This is a genomic window from Dietzia timorensis (assembly GCF_020742175.1).
Taxonomy (GTDB): Bacteria; Actinomycetota; Actinomycetes; order Mycobacteriales; family Mycobacteriaceae; genus Dietzia; species Dietzia timorensis_A.
This window is the reverse complement of record NZ_DYXM01000147.1, coordinates 1-16,920: the sequence shown is the minus strand read 5'-3', so window position 1 is coordinate 16,920 and position 16,920 is coordinate 1. Positions and strand designations below refer to the sequence as shown.

Below are 16,920 nucleotides of genomic sequence, written 5' to 3'. Positions count from 1 at the left end.
TTGAACCTACGCACAGAAAACCTCCCGTTTCGATTCGCGGGCGGAGATGACGTCCTCCACCCGCGCGACGACGCCGGGTCCTTGTAAAACCCGACAGCGGATCGCCGCTGATCAACCGCCTAAGGCATGTGATACGGATCACGATATGAACATTGCCTTACACATTGGTAAATCACTCTAATGCTTCTTTGTTTCGCGTAGATGACATTCGTGGATACCCGAATTGCCGGGGGCACTGTTGTTTACACCCGCTAACCGATCGGCGATTCCTTCGCCGGTCGGTTTACCGCGACTAACCCGCATTAACGGCCTGCCCACCCGGGGAGTTTTCGCGCGTCCCACGTGCGATTTTCTCCGCTCCATCAAAGATGCGGTTATCCTCATGTATATCGGATGTGATCCAAACAACAGCGGGTGTGGAGCTCCCACGCACCGCGCCCGGTCTCGCTGCGCACCCCTCGCTTCGCGCACGCGCCGACGGGCGACGTGATGGACGCATCCGCACAATGAAAATAGGCGAATAGGAGTGCCGTAATGTCGGATTCTTCGACCACGAACGAGAAGTACGCGCCGAGCGCGGAGTTTGCCGCGCAGGCAAATGCCACTGCCGATCTGTACACCGAGGCAGATGCCGATCGCCTCGCGTTCTGGGATAAGCAGGCGCGCAGACTCTCGTGGGACCAGGAATGGTCCGAGGTTCTCGACTGGTCGCAGGCTCCGGTGTCGAAGTGGTTCGTCGGCGGAAAGCTCAACGTCGCGGTCAACTGCATCGACCGCCACGTGGAGGCCGGCAACGGCGACCGCGTGGCCGTTCACTGGATCGGCGAGCCGAAGTCCGACTCCCGGGACATCACCTATTCCGACCTGCTGGCCGATGTCTCGCGCACGGCGAACTATCTCTCCTCGCTCGGACTCGTCGCCGGCGACCGTGTCGCCATCTACATGCCGATGATCCCCGAGGCCTACGTCGCGATGCTCGCCTGTGCGCGCCTCGGCCTGACCCACTCGGTCGTGTTCGCCGGATTCTCCTCCGCCGCGCTGCGCTCCCGCGTCGACGACGCGGAGGCAAAGGTCGTCATCACCTCCGACGGACAGTTCCGCCGTGGAAAGCCCGCGCCGCTGAAGGCCGCGGTCGACGACGCACTCGGAAGCTCGCTGCCGAGCGTCGACGGCCCCGCCGCCTCGGTGCAGAAGGTCCTCGTCGTCCGCCGCACCGGCATCGACGTCGAATGGGACGCCGAGCGCGACGTGTGGTGGGACGAGGTCATCCCCGAGCAGTCCGCCACCCACACCCCGGAATCGTTCGACGCCGAGCACCCGCTGTACCTGCTCTACACCTCCGGCACCACGGGCAAGCCCAAGGGCATCGTCCATTCCTCGGGTGGCTACCTGGTGCAGGCGTCCTACACGCACGACATCGTGTTCGACCTCAAGCCCGAGACCGACGTGTACTGGTGTACCGCCGATATCGGCTGGGTCACCGGACATACGTACGGCGTGTACGGTCCGCTATCCAACGGCGCGACGTGCGTGGTTTACGAGGGCACGCCGAACAGCCCCGACGAGCACCGCCATTTCGAGATCATCGAGGACAAGAAGGTCTCGATCTACTACTCCGCGCCGACGCTGATCCGCACGTTTATGAAGTGGGGCAAGGAAATTCCCGCCGCGCACGATCTGTCCTCGATCCGCGTGCTCGGCTCGGTCGGCGAACCGATCAACCCCGAGGCGTGGCGCTGGTACCGCGAGAACATCGGTGCGGGCAAGGCGCCGATAGTCGACACCTGGTGGCAGACCGAGACCGGCGCGATCATGGCGTCCCCGCTACCCGGGGTCACCGAGACCAAGCCCGGTTCGGCAATGCGTCCGCTTCCCGGGATCTCCATGGACGTCGTGAACAACGACGGCGAAACGATCCCCGCCGAGGAACAGGGCCTTCTCGTCGCCACCGAGCCGTGGCCGGCGATGCTGCGCGGCATCTGGGGCGACATGGAACGGTACCGCGACACCTACTGGTCGCATTTTGCCGAGCAGGGCTACTACTTCGCCGGTGACGGCGCCAAGTGGGACTCCGACGGGGCACTGTGGATCCTCGGCCGAGTCGACGACGTGATGAACATCTCCGGCCACCGCATCTCGACTTCCGAAGTCGAATCCGCACTGGTCGGGCACGAATCTGTGGCCGAGGCCGCCGTGGTCGGCGCGTCCGACGAGCAGACCGGCCAGGCGATCGTGGCGTACGTGATTCTGCGGGAGAACCACGCCGATTCCGGCGACGAGCTCATCGACGCTCTCAAGGCAGCGGTGAGCAAGGACATCTCGCCTATCGCCAAGCCGCGCGACATCACCATCGTCCCCGAGTTGCCCAAGACCCGCTCCGGCAAGATCATGCGCCGCCTGCTGCGGGACCTCGCCGAGGGCCGCGAGGTCGGGGATACCTCCACGTTGTCGGACCCGTCGATTATGGAGGCCCTGCAGAAGAAGTAACTCCGCCGTCATAGGCCCTTCTGTGGTTTTTCCCAGGGCGGGGGCGGACACATTTACGCATCGAATATGGACCCGGGCGGCCCGGACTTTGCACCCATCACTGCCAATCGTGGCAGGATTGGGGACAATGGTCGCGGGGCCGCCCGGTTATCATTTCGAAAGTGGGCCGCGAAGATCGACGCACCGGCCATGAGCGGACGAGCACAAATGGCGAGTCGGCGGACGGACGCCGACGACATCAAGAACCCTAAGGAGAAGCCGTGAGCAACGAGCACGACAACGTGAAGAACCCTGAGGGCTCGATACCGCTGCGTGATGCTGATTCGCTCAAGCGCGGGGACGCCAGTATCGGCGACCTCGTGAAGAACGCGACGACGCAGGTATCCACGCTCGTCCGCTCGGAGATCGAGCTCGCCAAGACCGAGGTCACCGACCAGGTCAAGAAGGCCGGCATCGGCGGCGGCATGTTCGCCGCGGCGGCGCTGTTCCTTCTGCTCTCGCTCCCGCCGCTCACCTTCATGTTCGCGCATCTGATCTCGATGTGGATGGGCACGAAGACGTGGACCTGGTTCGGCTTCCTCATCATCTTCGTCGTGCTTCTCCTGCTCGCGGTGATCTGCGCGCTCATCGGCCTTGCGAAGGTGAAGAAGATCCGCAAGCCGCAGCGCACGATCGACTCCGTGTCCGATCTCAAGCTCGCCGTGCCGCAGAAGAACGCCAAGACGCAAGCGGTGCAGCCCCGCCAGTAGGCGCCCGCCTTTCGCCCGCGTGAGGAGCCAGTAGAAATCGCAGCGTTGACCCGCAAGAACGCACCACCGCCCCCAGATCCGGCGGTGGTGCGTTTTTCTGGACCCTGGACCCACCGCGACGTCTCCGCCAACGGCACGCGGCTCCACATCGCCGAGATGCTCCCCAGCGGGGGCGAGGCGTTCGCTGCGCGACCGCCACTCGCGCTACTCGTGCACGGCTTCGGCGGGATCTGGTGGACGATGCGCGGGCTGCTCGAACCGCTTGCCGCCGCCGGATATCACGCCGTCGCCCTCGACCTGCGCGGACACGGCGATTCGGACAAGCCGCCGCGCGGCTACGACGCGTGGACGCTCGCCGCGGATGTGACGAACCTGATCCGCGCGCTCGGCCACACCGAGGCCGTGCTCGTCGGCCACGGCGAGGGCGGCTACCTCGGGTGGACCGCCGCCTACCGGCGCCCGCGCGCAGTGCGTGCGCTCGTCGCCGTGTCCTCCCCCCACCCGCTCGCCATGCGCTCGCAGTGCCTGCGCAGCCAGGCCCAGCGCGCGGCCGTACTCCCCGACCTCACCTTCGACCAAATCCCGCGCGCCGCCGAACGTCGGCTCCTCGCCGACGATGCGGCCTATATCGAGAACGTGACCCGCGCCCACGGCGGTTTCGCGTGGACCGGGAGCGAGGACTTCGCCGAGACGGCCCGCGTGCTGCGGCTCGCGATGCAGATCCCCAAGGTCGCGCACCTGACGCTGGAATCCCGGCGCTGGATGTTTCGCAGCCAGTTCCGTCCCGATGGCCGCGACTACCGACGCACCGTTCGCGGGCAGCTCGAGCATCAGGTGCTCGCGATCGGCGGAGAGCAGGACTCGTTCGTTCTCCCCGAGACGATCGAGCGGTCACAAAAGTTTGCGCCCGCGACGACGCAGGTGATGCTTCCGGGTGTCGGCCATTACGCGCCGATGGAGGATCCGGCGGCGCTCGCGCGCGAGATCATCGATTTCGCGGCAGACCTGCCGCAGTAGCCGGCGGGGCTACGGGTGCCCGGCGAGGGCCGACGCTATGCCGAGCCGACGCAGCGCTCGGTGTCGACGGACTGGGTTTGCCCTTCCGCCGCTTGCACCGTCGGCATGATCTGGTCGAGCGTGAGCGCATAGCCCGTCTCCGTTGCATCGAGGGCGGCGCCGAAGATGATGCCGATGACGGTGCCGTCCGGGGCGATGAGCGGACCGCCGGAATTGCCCTCCTGCACGTCCGCACGCAGCGTGTAGACGTCGCGCTCGACCTGCGCGTCGCGGTAGATGTTCGGCCCGCGGAGCGTGACCTCCTCGCGCACGCGCGCCGCGCCCGCGTGGTACGGGCCGTTGCCCGGGTAGCCGAGAACGATCGCGTCATCGCCGGACTGCACATCGCGGTCCGTGCCGAGCGCCATCGGCGGGGCGGTGAGACCGGGGACATCGAGCACCGCGATGTCGACGTCCGGGTTATATGCGACGACGTTCGCGTCGATCGCCACGTCCTCGGACACCTCGACGCGGACGGTGTCGGTGCCGGCAACGACGTGGGCGTTCGTGATAACCCGGTTCGGCGCGTAGACCACACCCGAACCCTCGAGCGCGCGGCGGCACTGCTCGGCGCGGCCCATGATCTTCACCACCGACGGGGTCACCGACTGCACGATTGGGTTGTTCTGGAGATCCGGATCGGCGGGCGGCACCTCCCGCAGAGGCATTTCCGAGAACGGGCCGAGGATCCCCGGGAAGCCGGTGTCGACAAGTACCTCGGCGAACGTGCTCGGGATCGAGCGCAGCTGGTTGGGCGCGACGCGATCCATCTCCGACAGGATTGTCGAGCCGCGGATCGCCTCCGCTGCGGCGGTGTCCTCCCGCGCCGATACCGGAATCGCCACGAGCCACGCGACAAGCAGGATCGCCGCGGCCTGGAGCACCGCCCCGATGAGCGAATCGACGCCCCGCGCGACGGTCGAGCCGCTGATAGTGCTGCGCAGCGCCCGACCGATCGTCTGACCGGCGACCTGCCCGATTATGACCATGAGCGCGACGATGCCGAGCCCGGCGAACAGCCTCGCGACCGGACTGTCGAGGTTCTCGACGACATGAGGTGCGACAAGCAGACCGGACGTGGCACCGACGGCGACGCCGAGCAGCGCGAACGCCGCGGACAACGCGCCACTGAGCCACCCGGCGAACGCCGCCAGCACGGCGAGGAGCACCAGGGCTATGTCGAGCCACGTCGAACCAGTCAGGACGCGCCCTCCTCGTCTGTTCCGCCGCGGTGCGGCGCCTCGTCGTCTTGCTCGGGCGTTGGGCTTTCTGGCCGTCCAACGTCCGGGCGGAGTATTTCCGTTCCCAGCCTGCGGAAATCGGCGTCTGGATCGGGATCGTCCGACCGGAGGTGGGCCGCGTTCCGCAGCTCCTCCAGCACCTCGCGGCGCGGCCACGAGTGTTCCTCCCCGTTCGCCGAGGCGGACAGAGTTTCCTCGAGATCCCGGATATCGCCGGAATCCCACTCGAGGTCCCACCCGGCCAATTGCGTGGCCGCGGCGAGCACCCCGGCGGTGAAACCCCACAACACCAGGTCTCCGATATTAAATGCTGGACCCTGCCAACCCGCGGATTGGCGCACCGTAAAGCGATGTGCGGGGTCGAGTAGGTCGCCGAGCGGGGGTGTGAGCACCCGCGCCGTCTCCGCCTGATCGGCGGCGTGCACCCGACCGGGTTCGCGCCAATACGCCAGCACCGGGAATACCGAGTAATTCGACACCGGGATGTACAACGACCCGGTGACGGCGAGGATGTCGACGGAATCCGGGTCGAGCCCGGTCTCCTCCTGCGCTTCGCGAAGCGCCGTGTCCGGGATCTTCTCGTCGACCGCCTCGCTGCCGCCGCCGGGGAACGAGATCTGCCCGGCGTGGCTGCCGAGCGTCGCCGCGCGGTGCGTGAGCAGGACCCGCGCATCCGCCGGTGGCCTGGGGCCGGGCGCATCCGGGTCCCCCGAGAACAGCACGAGCACCGCGGACGTGCGGTGCGGCCGTCCGCTGGGGTGCGGCACCCCGCCGTCACCCTCCGGCGGTCTGCGCTCGGGCAGGAGCTTTGTGACGTCGCCGGAGCGTGCCGCCGCGACCAGCGGGGCCAGCCACCGCGGATAATCGTCGGCGAAGCGGTAACCGCTCAGGTCGAAATAGTCCTCCGGCGGGAAGAACGTCGCTCCCACTACGACACCCCCTGGCCGAGGTAGGTGTCGACTGCGTCGACCACGTCCTCCGGCCCGCGCATGAGCTGCGGGAGCACCTTCGCCACAGTGCCATCGGGCGCGACGAGGATATTCACCGGGAGCACCGGAGGGGCACCGGCAGCCTCGGCGATGTCGCCGCCGGCGTCGACGAGCGAGGGCAGTTCGGTGACGCCGAGCTCCTGCAGCATCTTCAGGCCCTTCGCCTCGTCCGGATCGGCGTGGACGAGCACGATCTGCGCCGAGTCGCCGAGTTCTTCCTGAGCGTCGCGGAGCGCGGGGAGCTCTCGTCGGCACGGCTCGCACCAGTAGGCCCACAGGTTGATCAGCGTCGGCTTGCCCGCGGCGATCTCGGCGAAGGTCTTCTCCTCGCCGTCGGCCATGCACACGAGGGATACCGCGCCCAGCGGCCCCGCGTCCGCGGCGGCGTCGGGTGCAGCGTCCTCGCCGGCCGCCTGCCCCGCCGGGCACGACGGGAGTCCAACCTCCGAGCGCAGCGCGGCGTCCGCGGGGCGATAAGGACCGGGGGTCACCCCGCCCGACGAGCCGGGCGCGGCAGGTCCGGCGTCATTCGCGGGTTGTTCCTGTTCCGAGGAGCCGAGGGTGCTCCACAGCGCCGCGACAAGCGCGGCGACGACGATGACGGCGACGATGGACCAGCGTGCGGACGAACTCATCGGACGGCTTCCCCGGTTTGGTCGGCCGCGACGGCGTCCGCGTCCAGCGGTGCGCCGTCGGCGTCGAGGCCGGCGAGGGCGAGAAGGTGCTCGCGGTTCTCCCCGGACACCAGCTTCGCCGCGGCGACCGGGTCCATCGGGCCGGCCTTCCCCGCGGAGGGGCACTGCCGCGCGAGGAAGCACGCCCCGCACGCGGGCTTGCGGGAATGGCACACGCGACGGCCGAACCAGATGATCCGGTGGCTGGTGTCCGTCCACACCTTGCGCGGCAGCAACTCGGCGACGGCGTGCTCGATCTTCACCGGGTCCGTCTCCTCGGTCCAGCCCCAGCGGTGCACGAGTCGCTGGAAATGGGTGTCGACGGTGAGCCCGGGGGTGTCGAACGCGTTGCCGAGCACCACGTTCGCGGTCTTGCGGCCGAATCCCGGGAGGGTGATGAGGTCCTTCATCCGCCGCGGCACCTCGCCGTCGAATCGCTCGACGAGCGCCGCGCCGAGGCCTTGAATGCTGCGTGCCTTGTTGCGGTAGAACCCCGTCGAACGGATGAGCTGCTCGAGCTCCTCGCGGTCCGCGCCCGCGTAATCGGCTGCCGTGCGGTAGCGCGCGAATAGCGCCGGGGTCACCATATTCACCCGGGCATCGGTGCACTGCGCGGACAGGATCGTCGCGACCGAAAGCTCGAGCGGGTTGGTGAAATCGAGTTCGCACCACACCTCGGGAAACGCCTCGCCGAGCTCGCGCGCCATCCGACGGGCGCGCCGCGTGAGCCCCAGCGAGGTTTCCGTGCCGCGCATCGCGGCGGTAGGTCGCCGCCGTGCGGGGACGGAAGAGCCAGCAGACATGCCCTCAATCCTACTGTGGCGGCTCGCCGTTTCCCCCACCGCCGCCGGGAGCGCACACCCTCACAACCCGCCCATGACGGCGGAGGGGTTTGGCCCTTTACGGCGCCGGCAGGTTAACTTGTGTCCTATGAACGCTGTCTTCGTTGTCCTTGCGCCCTTGGCCATCGCCATCTTCGCGCTTGTGATGGAGCGCTTCGAGGCAAAGGTCGTGGGTACCACCGGCGAGACCGCGACTCCGGTCGCCGAGGCACCCTCGACGCCGCCCACTACCGAAAAGCCCACCGAGGACGACTGACGACTGAGGGCCGCCGTCGTTGCGCCGCCCGCGGCACCTCGCGAGACCGTGGCTAACAGAAATCATTACTAGCCAGAGGCATTTTTCGACTTTCGTAGAATTGGCCGGATAGGTCGCCAACGCACCTTGATGCACGATACAGTGGTGCCTGCCACATTCGCCCCAGCCACCACGACGGGGTCGAGTGTGCTGCTGTTCTGCGTAGAAGGTGCCAAAGCGCCGCTGCGTGAGCGGCGTACCCCGTGGAAAGAGACCGCGCGGGTTCCCCATACGAAAGAAGGCAATCTCCGTGGATGACGCACTGAGCAGAGCCGGCATTTTCCAGGGCGTCGACCCTGCCGCCGTCAAAGCGCTGCGCGATGACTTGTCTCCGGCGGAGTTCTCGCGAGGCGAAACCATCATCCGCGAGGGCGAGCCGGGCGAGACGCTTTACATCATCATCGATGGCAAGGTGAAGCTCTCGCGCAAGTCCCCCGACGGCCGCGAGAATCTCCTGTCGGTCCTCGGCCCGTCGGATATGTTCGGCGAGCTGTCGATCTTCGACCCGGGTCCACGCACGTCGTCCGCGATTTGCGTGACCGACGTAAAGGTCGAATCGATGAACCGCACGGCGCTGCGCCGCTGGATTTCCGAGCGCCCCGAGATCGCCGATCAGCTGCTGCGCGTGCTCGCCCGTCGTCTCCGCCGCACGAACAACAACCTCGCCGACCTCATCTTCACGGACGTGCCCGGCCGCGTCGCCAAGGCGCTGCTGCAGCTTGCGCAGCGTTTCGGCCAGAAGGAAGGCACCGCAATTCGGGTCACCCACGACCTAACGCAGGAAGAGATCGCCCAGCTCGTCGGCGCCTCCCGCGAGACGGTCAACAAGGCGCTCGCCGAGTTCGCCCACCGCGGCTGGCTGCGCCTCGAGGGCAAGTCGGTGATCATCTCCGATCCCGAGCGCCTCGCCCGCCGCGCACGCTGAATCACGCGCCCACGGGCGCCTTCGAACTACCCGCGTTCTGCGATGTAATCCATCGCGACGCGGGTACTTTGTTCTGCGGCCGCGAGTAGCACTGGATCGGTGACCTCGGTGTAGATGTCGCGGGTGATCTCCGCCGCGCCGGCGTCGGCGCCGAGCCTCGCGATCGCCTCGCGCACTTGATCGAGCCGGGAGTTGCGGTGCGCCTCGAGCGCAGCGGCCGCCGCTGCGACGTCCGCCACGTCCGGCCCGTGGCCCGGAACGCCGGGGCGGCCGGCGAACTCTTGCAGAGCGCGCAGCGAATCGAGATAGTCCGGAAGCGAGCCGTCGGTCGAGTCGAGGACCGTCGAGTCGCGGCCGAGGATGGTGTCACCGAGGACGACGCAGTCGGTCTCGCCGCCGGCCGGCGCGACGTCCAGGCAGATCGAGTCCGCGGTATGGCCGGGCGTCGCAATGACGCCGATGCGCAGACCCGCCGCCTCGACGACCTCACCGGTCGCGAGCGGCTCGGCCCCTCGGCAATGCTCTGAAAGTAGCGCGCGCACGGGAGCGCCGGTGAGCCGGACGAATTCGTCGATCCCGTCGGTGTGGTCGGCGTGCCGGTGGGTGATGAGAACCAGCGAGACCTCCCCGGCCGCCTCGGCGAGCACCCTCGCGTGCCCGGCGTCCTCCGGCCCCGGGTCGACGACCACGGACTGCGCGGCGCCGGGCGCGCGGAGGACCACGGAGTTCGTGCCCTCCATCGTCATCGGCGAGGGATTGTCGCAGAGCACGACGGAGGCGGCGCGGGTCCCGGCAACGGGGCGGAGCGCCTCGTAGGCAGGGAATTCGCCGGCGGGCATCGCTATCCCTCGACCTCGACGATCAGCTCCACCTCGACTGGCGCGGCGAGCGGCAGCTCGGACACCCCGACTGCGGAGCGGGCGTGCACCCCTGCGTCGCCGAAGATCTCGGCGAGCACATCGGACGCCCCGTTGATGACGGCGGGCTGGGAGTGGAACCCCGGGGCCGAGGCGACGAACCCGACGAGCTTGACGACACGCACGATGGCGTCGATCCCGACGAGATCATCGATCGCGGCGAGCGCGTTGAGCGCACACTGGCGGGCCATTACCGCCGCCTCGTCGACGCCGAGATCCCCGCCGACCTTGCCGGTTCCCAGCAGTTCGCCGTCACGAAGCGGGAGTTGTCCCGAGGTGTACACGTACGCTCCGGAGCGCACCGCCGGGGTGTAGCTGCCCACCGGGGCGGCCACGTCTGGCAGTTCGATCTCGAGGGACTCGAGCTTGCGGGTCCAATAGCCTTCGCTCATTCTTCTCGCCTCAATCACGGTGTCTGTCGTTGGTGCGCGGGCGGTTTATGCCTTGACGCGCTTCATGTACGCGACGTGCTGCTCGCCCGTCGGCCCGGGCAGGACCGTGACGAGCTCCCAGCCGTCCTCGCCCCACTGGTCGAGGATCTGCTTCGTCGCGTGGGTGAGCAGCGGAACGGTCGAGTACTCGAACTGGACAGGGCTCTGTGGTGTAGTCATGGCCCCACTCTATAAGAATTGGCACATTCCCCAACCCCGCCCGCGGATCTCGCCGCCCGCACACCGCGCGTGGCGAAAAACACGTCCCAGCGCACGCCGCAAATTCCCGCATTCCGGTTCCACTGCGGCGCGGCCGGTTAGGCTGAAACACATGTCCCACGAAGCCGCCTCGGCGCCGACCCTCGCCGACGATCTGCGCGGGAGGTTCTCGGCCGCCTCCGCCGCTGCGCAGATCCATTTCGTCTCCGGTAAGGGAGGCACGGGCAAGACGACAGTCGCCGCAGCGCTTGCCCTTTCGTTGGCGAGCGAGGGCAACCGTGTGTTGCTCGTCGAGGTCGAGGAACGCCAGGGCATCGCCCGTCTCTTCGATCGCGGACCGCTGCCCTACAAGGAGGTCCACCTGGCCTCCCCGGAGGGAGGCGGCGAGGTCCACGCGCTCGCCATCGAGACCGAGGCGGCGATGCTCGAATACATGGCGATGTTCTACCGCCTCGGCACCCTCGGCAAGGCGATGCGCGCAACGGGCGCCATCGAGTTCGCGACCTCGATCGCGCCGGGCATCAAGGACGTGATTCTCACCGGCAAGATCAAGGAAACCGCGACCCGCGACGAGGCGAAGGGCGAGGACACCTACGACGCGATCGTCGTCGATTCCCCGCCGACGGGTCGCATCCACCGCTTCCTCGACGTCACGGTCGCGATGGCGGGCCTCGCCCGCGGCGGGCCGATCCACGCGCAGGCGAATGACGTCGCGCGGCTGCTCCATTCGCGCCGCACCGTGGTGCACCTGGTTACGCTGCTCGAATCGCTGCCCGTGCAGGAGACGCTCGACGCGATCGCCGAAATCGAATCGGTCGGGATCTCCGTCGGTCATGTCATCGTCAACCGCGCGAACCCGAAGTTCGTCGAGCCGGAGGACCTGCCGCGCTTCGCTGCCGATGGGCCCGATCCGCGCCAGCTCGCCGATGGCCTCTCAACCGCGGGCATCGTCTCGGGGACCTCAGCGGAATACTCGGAGGACGAGCGCGCGCTCGTCGAGGGGCTCATCGTCGAGTCGATGGAGCACGCGCGCGTCGCGCAAGGGCAGATCGCTGCTGCGGAGTCCCTTTCCGAGGCGGGGGCGAAAACGCTGGTCCTGCCCCATCTCCCCGGCGGCATCGACACGTCCTCGCTGTTCGAACTCGCGGCGGTACTCAACGACCAGGGCGTCACCCGCAGCAGAGAAGGAGCCGGAAAATGACACGGCTGGACACCGAACGGCTCCTCACCACCCGCGCGACCCGGGTCATCGTGTGCACCGGGGCCGGTGGAGTCGGCAAGACGACCACCTCGGCGGCGCTCGCGGTCCGCGCGGCCGAAATGGGCCGCCAGGTCGTCGTCCTCACCATCGATCCGGCCCGCCGTCTTGCGCAGGCGCTCGGCATCGAGGGTCTCACGAACACTCCGCAGGAGGTGGACCTATCCGCCCATGACGTCGGAGAGGCCGCTCCCCAGAACAACTCCGATGCACCCGAGTCCGGTGGACGGTTGTTCGCGATGATGCTCGATATGAAGGGCACCTTCGATGAGCTCGTCGCGCAAAACTCGACGCCCGAACGGGCCGAGCGGATCATGGCGAACCCGTTTTACAAGACACTTGTCGAGTCCTTCGCAGGCACCCAGGAATACATGGCGATGGAAAAACTCGGGCAATTGCTCGAGGATTCCTCGTGGGACCTGGTGGTCGTAGACACACCGCCGTCACGTAATGCCCTCGATTTTCTCGATGCTCCGGCCCGCCTGGCGGGGTTCATGGATTCGCGGCTGATGCGCATGTTGGCCACGCCGGGCCGCGGCATCGGCCGCCTCGCGTCCGGCGCGATGAGCGCGGCGCTCAAGGGGATCTCGCGGATCGTGGGGTCGGCGATGCTGTCGGATGCGAGCGAGTTCGTCCAGGCGCTCGATTCGACGTTCGGAGGCTTCGCCACCCGGGCCGCGCGCACGCAGGCGGTACTCCGCCGCCGCGGCACCGAGTTCGTCGTCGTCGCGAGCGCGGAGGCGCCGGCACTGCGCGAGGCTGGTTTCTTCGTCGACCGCCTCACCGAGGAGGGCATGCCGCTGTCCGGCGTGGTCATCAACCGCACCCACCCCCGCCTGGTGGATCTCGGCCCCGACGAGGCCACTGCCGGCGCGCGCCGGATTGCGAAGGACTATCCGGAGGCCGCGGCGGCGCTCGACATCCACACCGAGCGCGCGCTGACCGCCCGCGAAGAGGTGCGCCTGATCAGCGGGTTCACCAAGCAGCGCCCGTCGGTGCCGGTGGTCGGTGTTCCGTCGCTGCCGTTCGAGGTCTCGAGCCTCTCCGCGCTGCGAGCTCTCGGCAGCCAGCTAGTCGGCAAGGAATAGAGCACCAGCGGGCACGAAAAAGCCCGGCGTGCATCGTCTCGTCGACGATGCGGCGCCGGGCCTTGCCACGTCGGCCCATGGGCCGGGGCGTGTAGCGAATCAGTTCACCGCGCGAGCCTGGGTACGTGCGGCGGCACGGTCGAGCTGCTCGGCGTAGAAGTCCGCCCACGAGGTGACATCCGGGTACTGCTTGAGCAGCGCGCGGCGCTGCCTTTCGGTCATCCCACCCCAGACGCCGAACTCGACGCGATTGTCGAGCGCGTCGGCGCGGCACTGGAGGAGAACGGGGCAGTGGCGGCAGATTGCCGCCGCCTGGCGCTGGGCTGCGCCCTTGACGAAAAGCTCGTCCGGGTCGATATCACGGCACCTCGCCTGGGAGACCCACTGCTGACGTGCTTCGCCGACGATGGATTCGGCTCCCGCGATTTGTGATCCCCTCCCCTGCAGCGGCTGGTGGGTCTTGTTTTCCGACGAGCCTTCGGCTCCGCCGCTCGAGGTGGACTTCACAGGTGCCGTCATATTGTTGCCCCTAACATCGTCTGGGAGCACGCGATAGGGGTGCGCTGCGCTCCGTGAACCTTATGCATGCCATCGCTACTTATGTATGCATACTTAATTGCGTACACCATTCACATGCTGCTGGTGAGTCAAACTCCCAGAACCAAGCCCTTACGCGGGTGGAGCGAAAGCGCTCCGCCTCGCATTCGAGCCCGGGACCGAGAAACTTGAAAACTCTCAGCCTCTACAAACGGTGATACAACTATTGTTACCGCAGTCACACGCTGAAAGTAAATAGGGCTCAATATTTCGAACTGATTTAGCGTCCAGAAGCGAGAGCCCGGGCCACAAACCCGGAGATCCGGCAGGCACCGGGAAAACCCGGTGAACACGCGACACCGCGGGGTTGGCTCTCAGTTTCATTCGATAGGATTCGGCCTGTGTCGAATTTCGCCAAGCTGCTAAGACTGCTGCTGGCCTGCATCGCCGCCGGTATCGTCTTCGCCGGCTCGATGTTCCCAGTGGTAGGCGCCGTGGGCTTGTCTTCTAATAAGATGGCCAGCTCTCTCGCATCCACCTCCGCGGATCTCATCAAGGGCGATATGCCCCAGATCACCACGGTCACCGATTCCAAGGATCAGCCGATCGCTTGGATCTACGACCAGCAACGGATCGTGGTCCCCTCCGAAGAGATCTCGGAGAACATCAAGCTCGCGATCATTTCCATGGAGGATCGTCGCTTCCTCGACCACCAGGGCGTGGACTGGCAGGGCACGGCTCGCGCGATGGTCACCAACTTCACCGCGGGCGGCGTGCAACAGGGTGCGTCGTCAATCGACCAGCAGCTGATCAAGAACTACCAGTTCCTCGTCTCGGCCCAGTCCGAGAGCGAGCGCCGCGAGGCAATCGAGGTCACCCCCGCACGTAAGCTTCGCGAGATCCGGATGGCGCTCGCGCTCGACAAGGAGCTGTCCAAAGACGAGATCCTGTCGAAGTACCTCAACCTGATCTCGTTCGGCAACGGCGCATTCGGCGTACAGGTCGCGGCGAAAACCTACTTCGGTACCGACGCGAGCGAGCTCACCGTGCCGCAGTCCGCGATGCTCGCCGGCATGGTGCAGTCGACGTCGATGTACAACCCGTACACGAATCCCGAGGCCACGACGGATCGTCGCAACACGATCATCGACGCCATGGCGAGCACCGGCTCGATCACCCCGCAGGAGGCCGAGCAGTACAAGCAGGAACCACTCGGAGTGCTTGACCAGCCGCAAGCGGTCCCGAACGGCTGTATCACCGCGGGTTCGCGCGGCTTCTTCTGCGATTACGTACTCCAGTACCTGCAGGCCAACGGCATCAGCCGCGAAACGATGAGCCGCGGCGGATACACGATCAAGACGACCCTCGACGATACGGTCCAGGACTCGGTCCAGAACTCGCTCGACACCTACGGCCAGCCGCATGGCGACGGCGTCGCCGAGGTCATGAGCGTCGTCGAACCGGGCGACGATGCCCACAAGGTCAAGGCGATCGCGTCCTCGCGCGCGTACGGCCTCGACCAGACCAACGAGGAAACCGTCCAGCCGCAGCCATTCTCCATGGTGGGAGACGGAGCTGGTTCCGTATTCAAGATCTTCACGGTCGCCGCGGGCATGGAAAAGGGCATGGGAACCAATTCCTACGTGTCCGTCCCCTCGCGCGTGCAGCTCGAGGGGTTCGGTGCCGGCGGCGCCGCGGGCTGTCCGCCCGGCATGTACTGCGTCGAGAACGCCGGCTCCTACCCGAGCTCGCTTTCACTGACCGACGCTCTAGCGCAATCGCCGAACACCGCGTTCGTCAACATGATCTCGCAGGTCGGAGTCGAGCCAACGGTGGAGATGGCGGTGCGTCTCGGCCTGCGCTCGTACGCGGAAAACGGCACGGCACCCAACGGGCAATCGCTCCAGGACTTCGTCACCGACAACAACCTCGGCTCGTTCACCCTCGGCCCGGACGCGGTCAACGCGTTGGAGCTGTCGAACGTCGGCGCCACGCTGTCCTCCGGCGGCACCTGGTGCCCGCCGAGCCCGATCGAATCGATCACGGATGCCAACGGCCGCCCCGTTTCGATGAATGAGGAACCGTGCGAGCAAGTCGTCACCGAGGGATTGGCCAACACCCTGGCCGCCGCGATGGGCAAGGACGACAAGCCGGGCGGCACCTCGGCGAACGCCGCCGCCTCGGCCGGCTGGAACCTACCCATGGCCGGCAAAACCGGCACCACCGAATCCCACCGGTCCTCGGCCTTCCTCGGCTTCACCAACGAGTTCGCCGCCGCCACGTACGCGTTCAACGACGGCCCGGAAACGTCCTCCCTGTGTAAGTCCCCCCTCCGTCAATGTGGATGGGGCGACCTCTACGGCGGCGACGAGCCGGCCCGCACGTGGTACGCGGCGTTCATGCCGATAGTCGGGCACTTCGACGAGATCCAGCCATTCAGTCCGGATCCCGCCTACCAGGCGGGCACGACGGCATCCAAGGGTGCGCCCAACGTCGTGGGCATGAGTCAGTCCGCAGCGACCTCCGCGCTCGAGGCGGCCGGGTATTCGGTGGAGACCGAATTCACCTCCGGCGGATCCGTGCCCTACGGCCAGGTCCTGTCGGTCGAGGAGAATCTCGAAATCCCCGGCTCCACGATGACGATCACGGTGTCCGACGGCTCGGGCAGCGGAGGGTCGGGCGCCTCCGGCGGTTCCGGAGGAGGCTCCGCCCCCGGCACGTCCGGCGGCGGTGGCGGCGGCGCCACTGTCGGCCCCGACGGCGAGGAAGTTCGTGACGTGCCGGGCTACGCCCCGCTCACCATCTCGCCGAACGGCTAACCCGCCAAGAGTGCACGGCCGGGCCCCCACGAAGTTTCTCGGTAGATATTTGTGGTGGCCCGGCGAGTATCCTGGATCCATGGCCCGATCACGTCGTCCTGCTGAACCGTCCACCGCCCAAGCTCTCGTACAAGCGGGGGTGGCCGCCGCTGCTACGGGTCTCGTGTACGGGACGATGTACGAGCGCAATAACTATCGGGTGCGCCAGGTCGAGCTTCCGATCCTTCCGCCCGGCACCTCCCCCCTGCGCATTCTGCACATCTCCGATCTGCACATGCTTCCCGGCCAGCGCGTGAAGACGGCGTTCCTGCACAGCCTCACCCGTCTTCGACCAGATTTCGTCGTCGACACGGGCGACAACCTCTCAAGCGATCGTGCCGTGCCCTCCGTCAT

At 67.1% G+C, this 16,920-nt stretch carries 16 protein-coding genes and 1 pseudogene; 9 read left to right on the top strand and 8 right to left on the bottom strand.

Features of this window, described 5'->3' with window-relative positions; translation table 11 throughout:
* Positions 1–534 precede the first annotated feature (534 nt).
* The 3 genes from acs (at position 535) to K8V11_RS08165 (ending at position 4,253) form a co-directional block, all read left to right on the top strand.
* Positions 535–2,487, top strand: a complete 1,953-nt coding sequence (gene acs, locus K8V11_RS08175) for an acetate--CoA ligase (protein ID WP_303912570.1) — start codon at positions 535–537, stop codon at positions 2,485–2,487.
* 260 nt (positions 2,488–2,747) lie between these two features.
* Positions 2,748–3,236 (top strand): phage holin family protein, encoded by a 489-nt coding sequence (locus K8V11_RS08170; protein WP_303912567.1) that lies wholly within the window; start codon positions 2,748–2,750, stop codon positions 3,234–3,236.
* Positions 3,237–3,320: 84 nt separating this feature from the next.
* On the top strand, positions 3,321–4,253 hold the full coding sequence (locus tag K8V11_RS08165; RefSeq protein ID WP_303912564.1) for an alpha/beta fold hydrolase: 933 nt from the start codon (positions 3,321–3,323) through the stop codon (positions 4,251–4,253).
* Positions 4,254–4,288: 35 nt separating this feature from the next.
* Here K8V11_RS08165 and K8V11_RS08160 read toward each other — a convergent pair whose 3' ends face one another.
* From K8V11_RS08160 to nth, 4 genes are read right to left on the bottom strand one after another with little or no spacing between them, the layout of a single operon-like run.
* Positions 4,289–5,494, bottom strand: coding sequence for a MarP family serine protease (locus K8V11_RS08160; RefSeq protein ID WP_303912574.1), 1,206 nt, complete (start codon positions 5,492–5,494; stop codon positions 4,289–4,291).
* Positions 5,491–6,462, bottom strand: a complete 972-nt coding sequence (locus K8V11_RS08155) for a CoA pyrophosphatase (RefSeq protein ID WP_303912560.1) — start codon at positions 6,460–6,462, stop codon at positions 5,491–5,493. Before K8V11_RS08155 ends, K8V11_RS08160 begins: the two co-directional genes overlap by 4 nt.
* On the bottom strand, positions 6,462–7,157 hold the full coding sequence (locus tag K8V11_RS08150; RefSeq protein ID WP_303912557.1) for a TlpA disulfide reductase family protein: 696 nt from the start codon (positions 7,155–7,157) through the stop codon (positions 6,462–6,464). Before K8V11_RS08150 ends, K8V11_RS08155 begins: the two co-directional genes overlap by 1 nt.
* The gene (gene nth / locus K8V11_RS08145; RefSeq protein WP_303912554.1) at positions 7,154–7,999 is read right to left on the bottom strand and encodes an endonuclease III; all 846 of its coding nucleotides are present in this window, start codon (positions 7,997–7,999) and stop codon (positions 7,154–7,156) included. The genes K8V11_RS08150 and nth overlap by 4 nt, the downstream gene beginning before the upstream one ends.
* A 127-nt stretch (positions 8,000–8,126) precedes the next feature.
* Here nth and K8V11_RS08140 point away from each other — a divergent pair, with 127 nt between their 5' ends.
* Both K8V11_RS08140 and K8V11_RS08135 read left to right on the top strand, forming a co-directional pair.
* The gene (locus K8V11_RS08140) at positions 8,127–8,294 is read left to right on the top strand and encodes a hypothetical protein (RefSeq protein WP_303912551.1); all 168 of its coding nucleotides are present in this window, start codon (positions 8,127–8,129) and stop codon (positions 8,292–8,294) included.
* 289 nt (positions 8,295–8,583) lie between these two features.
* Positions 8,584–9,258: a Crp/Fnr family transcriptional regulator gene (locus K8V11_RS08135; protein WP_067477830.1), complete on the top strand. Its 675-nt coding sequence runs from the start codon at positions 8,584–8,586 to the stop codon at positions 9,256–9,258.
* Between the two features lie 26 nt (positions 9,259–9,284).
* Here K8V11_RS08135 and K8V11_RS08130 read toward each other — a convergent pair whose 3' ends face one another.
* From K8V11_RS08130 to K8V11_RS08120, 3 genes are read right to left on the bottom strand one after another with little or no spacing between them, the layout of a single operon-like run.
* Positions 9,285–10,097 carry an MBL fold metallo-hydrolase gene (locus tag K8V11_RS08130; protein ID WP_303912547.1) on the bottom strand — a complete coding sequence of 271 codons (813 nt, stop codon included), beginning with the start codon at positions 10,095–10,097 and terminating at the stop codon, positions 9,285–9,287.
* A 2-nt stretch (positions 10,098–10,099) separates the two neighbouring features.
* Positions 10,100–10,567, bottom strand: coding sequence for a RidA family protein (locus K8V11_RS08125; RefSeq protein WP_303912543.1), 468 nt, complete (start codon positions 10,565–10,567; stop codon positions 10,100–10,102).
* A 45-nt stretch (positions 10,568–10,612) separates the two neighbouring features.
* Positions 10,613–10,786 (bottom strand): DUF4177 domain-containing protein, encoded by a 174-nt coding sequence (locus K8V11_RS08120; RefSeq protein ID WP_075844794.1) that lies wholly within the window; start codon positions 10,784–10,786, stop codon positions 10,613–10,615.
* Between the two features lie 151 nt (positions 10,787–10,937).
* Here K8V11_RS08120 and K8V11_RS08115 point away from each other — a divergent pair, with 151 nt between their 5' ends.
* Together K8V11_RS08115 and K8V11_RS08110 are read left to right on the top strand one after the other, a co-directional pair.
* A complete protein-coding gene (locus tag K8V11_RS08115; RefSeq protein WP_303912534.1) occupies positions 10,938–12,026 on the top strand; it encodes an ArsA-related P-loop ATPase in 1,089 nt (362 codons plus the stop codon).
* A complete protein-coding gene (locus K8V11_RS08110; protein ID WP_303912532.1) occupies positions 12,023–13,171 on the top strand; it encodes an ArsA family ATPase in 1,149 nt (382 codons plus the stop codon). The genes K8V11_RS08115 and K8V11_RS08110 overlap by 4 nt, the downstream gene beginning before the upstream one ends.
* Before the next feature lie 99 nt (positions 13,172–13,270).
* On the opposite strand, the gene K8V11_RS08105 is transcribed toward K8V11_RS08110, so the two are convergent.
* Positions 13,271–13,690, bottom strand: coding sequence for a WhiB family transcriptional regulator (locus K8V11_RS08105; protein WP_303912529.1), 420 nt, complete (start codon positions 13,688–13,690; stop codon positions 13,271–13,273).
* 419 nt (positions 13,691–14,109) lie between these two features.
* On the opposite strand from K8V11_RS08105, the gene K8V11_RS08100 reads away from it, so the two are divergent.
* On the top strand, positions 14,110–16,527 hold the full coding sequence (locus K8V11_RS08100) for a transglycosylase domain-containing protein (RefSeq protein WP_303912526.1): 2,418 nt from the start codon (positions 14,110–14,112) through the stop codon (positions 16,525–16,527).
* Between the two features lie 79 nt (positions 16,528–16,606).
* A pseudogene (locus K8V11_RS08095) lies at positions 16,607–16,920 on the top strand (metallophosphoesterase); the annotation flags it as partial.

Coding starts and splice junctions, on each gene's coding strand:
- acs (WP_303912570.1), top strand. CDS start 535: ATGTCGGATTCTTCGACCACGAACGAGAAGTACGCGCCGAGCGCGGAG.
- K8V11_RS08150 (WP_303912557.1), bottom strand. CDS start 7,157: ATGAGTTCGTCCGCACGCTGGTCCATCGTCGCCGTCATCGTCGTCGCC.
- nth (WP_303912554.1), bottom strand. CDS start 7,999: ATGTCTGCTGGCTCTTCCGTCCCCGCACGGCGGCGACCTACCGCCGCG.
- K8V11_RS08140 (WP_303912551.1), top strand. CDS start 8,127: ATGAACGCTGTCTTCGTTGTCCTTGCGCCCTTGGCCATCGCCATCTTC.
- K8V11_RS08130 (WP_303912547.1), bottom strand. CDS start 10,097: ATGCCCGCCGGCGAATTCCCTGCCTACGAGGCGCTCCGCCCCGTTGCC.
- K8V11_RS08125 (WP_303912543.1), bottom strand. CDS start 10,567: ATGAGCGAAGGCTATTGGACCCGCAAGCTCGAGTCCCTCGAGATCGAA.
- K8V11_RS08120 (WP_075844794.1), bottom strand. CDS start 10,786: ATGACTACACCACAGAGCCCTGTCCAGTTCGAGTACTCGACCGTTCCG.
- K8V11_RS08115 (WP_303912534.1), top strand. CDS start 10,938: ATGTCCCACGAAGCCGCCTCGGCGCCGACCCTCGCCGACGATCTGCGC.
- K8V11_RS08110 (WP_303912532.1), top strand. CDS start 12,023: ATGACACGGCTGGACACCGAACGGCTCCTCACCACCCGCGCGACCCGG.
- K8V11_RS08105 (WP_303912529.1), bottom strand. CDS start 13,690: ATGACGGCACCTGTGAAGTCCACCTCGAGCGGCGGAGCCGAAGGCTCG.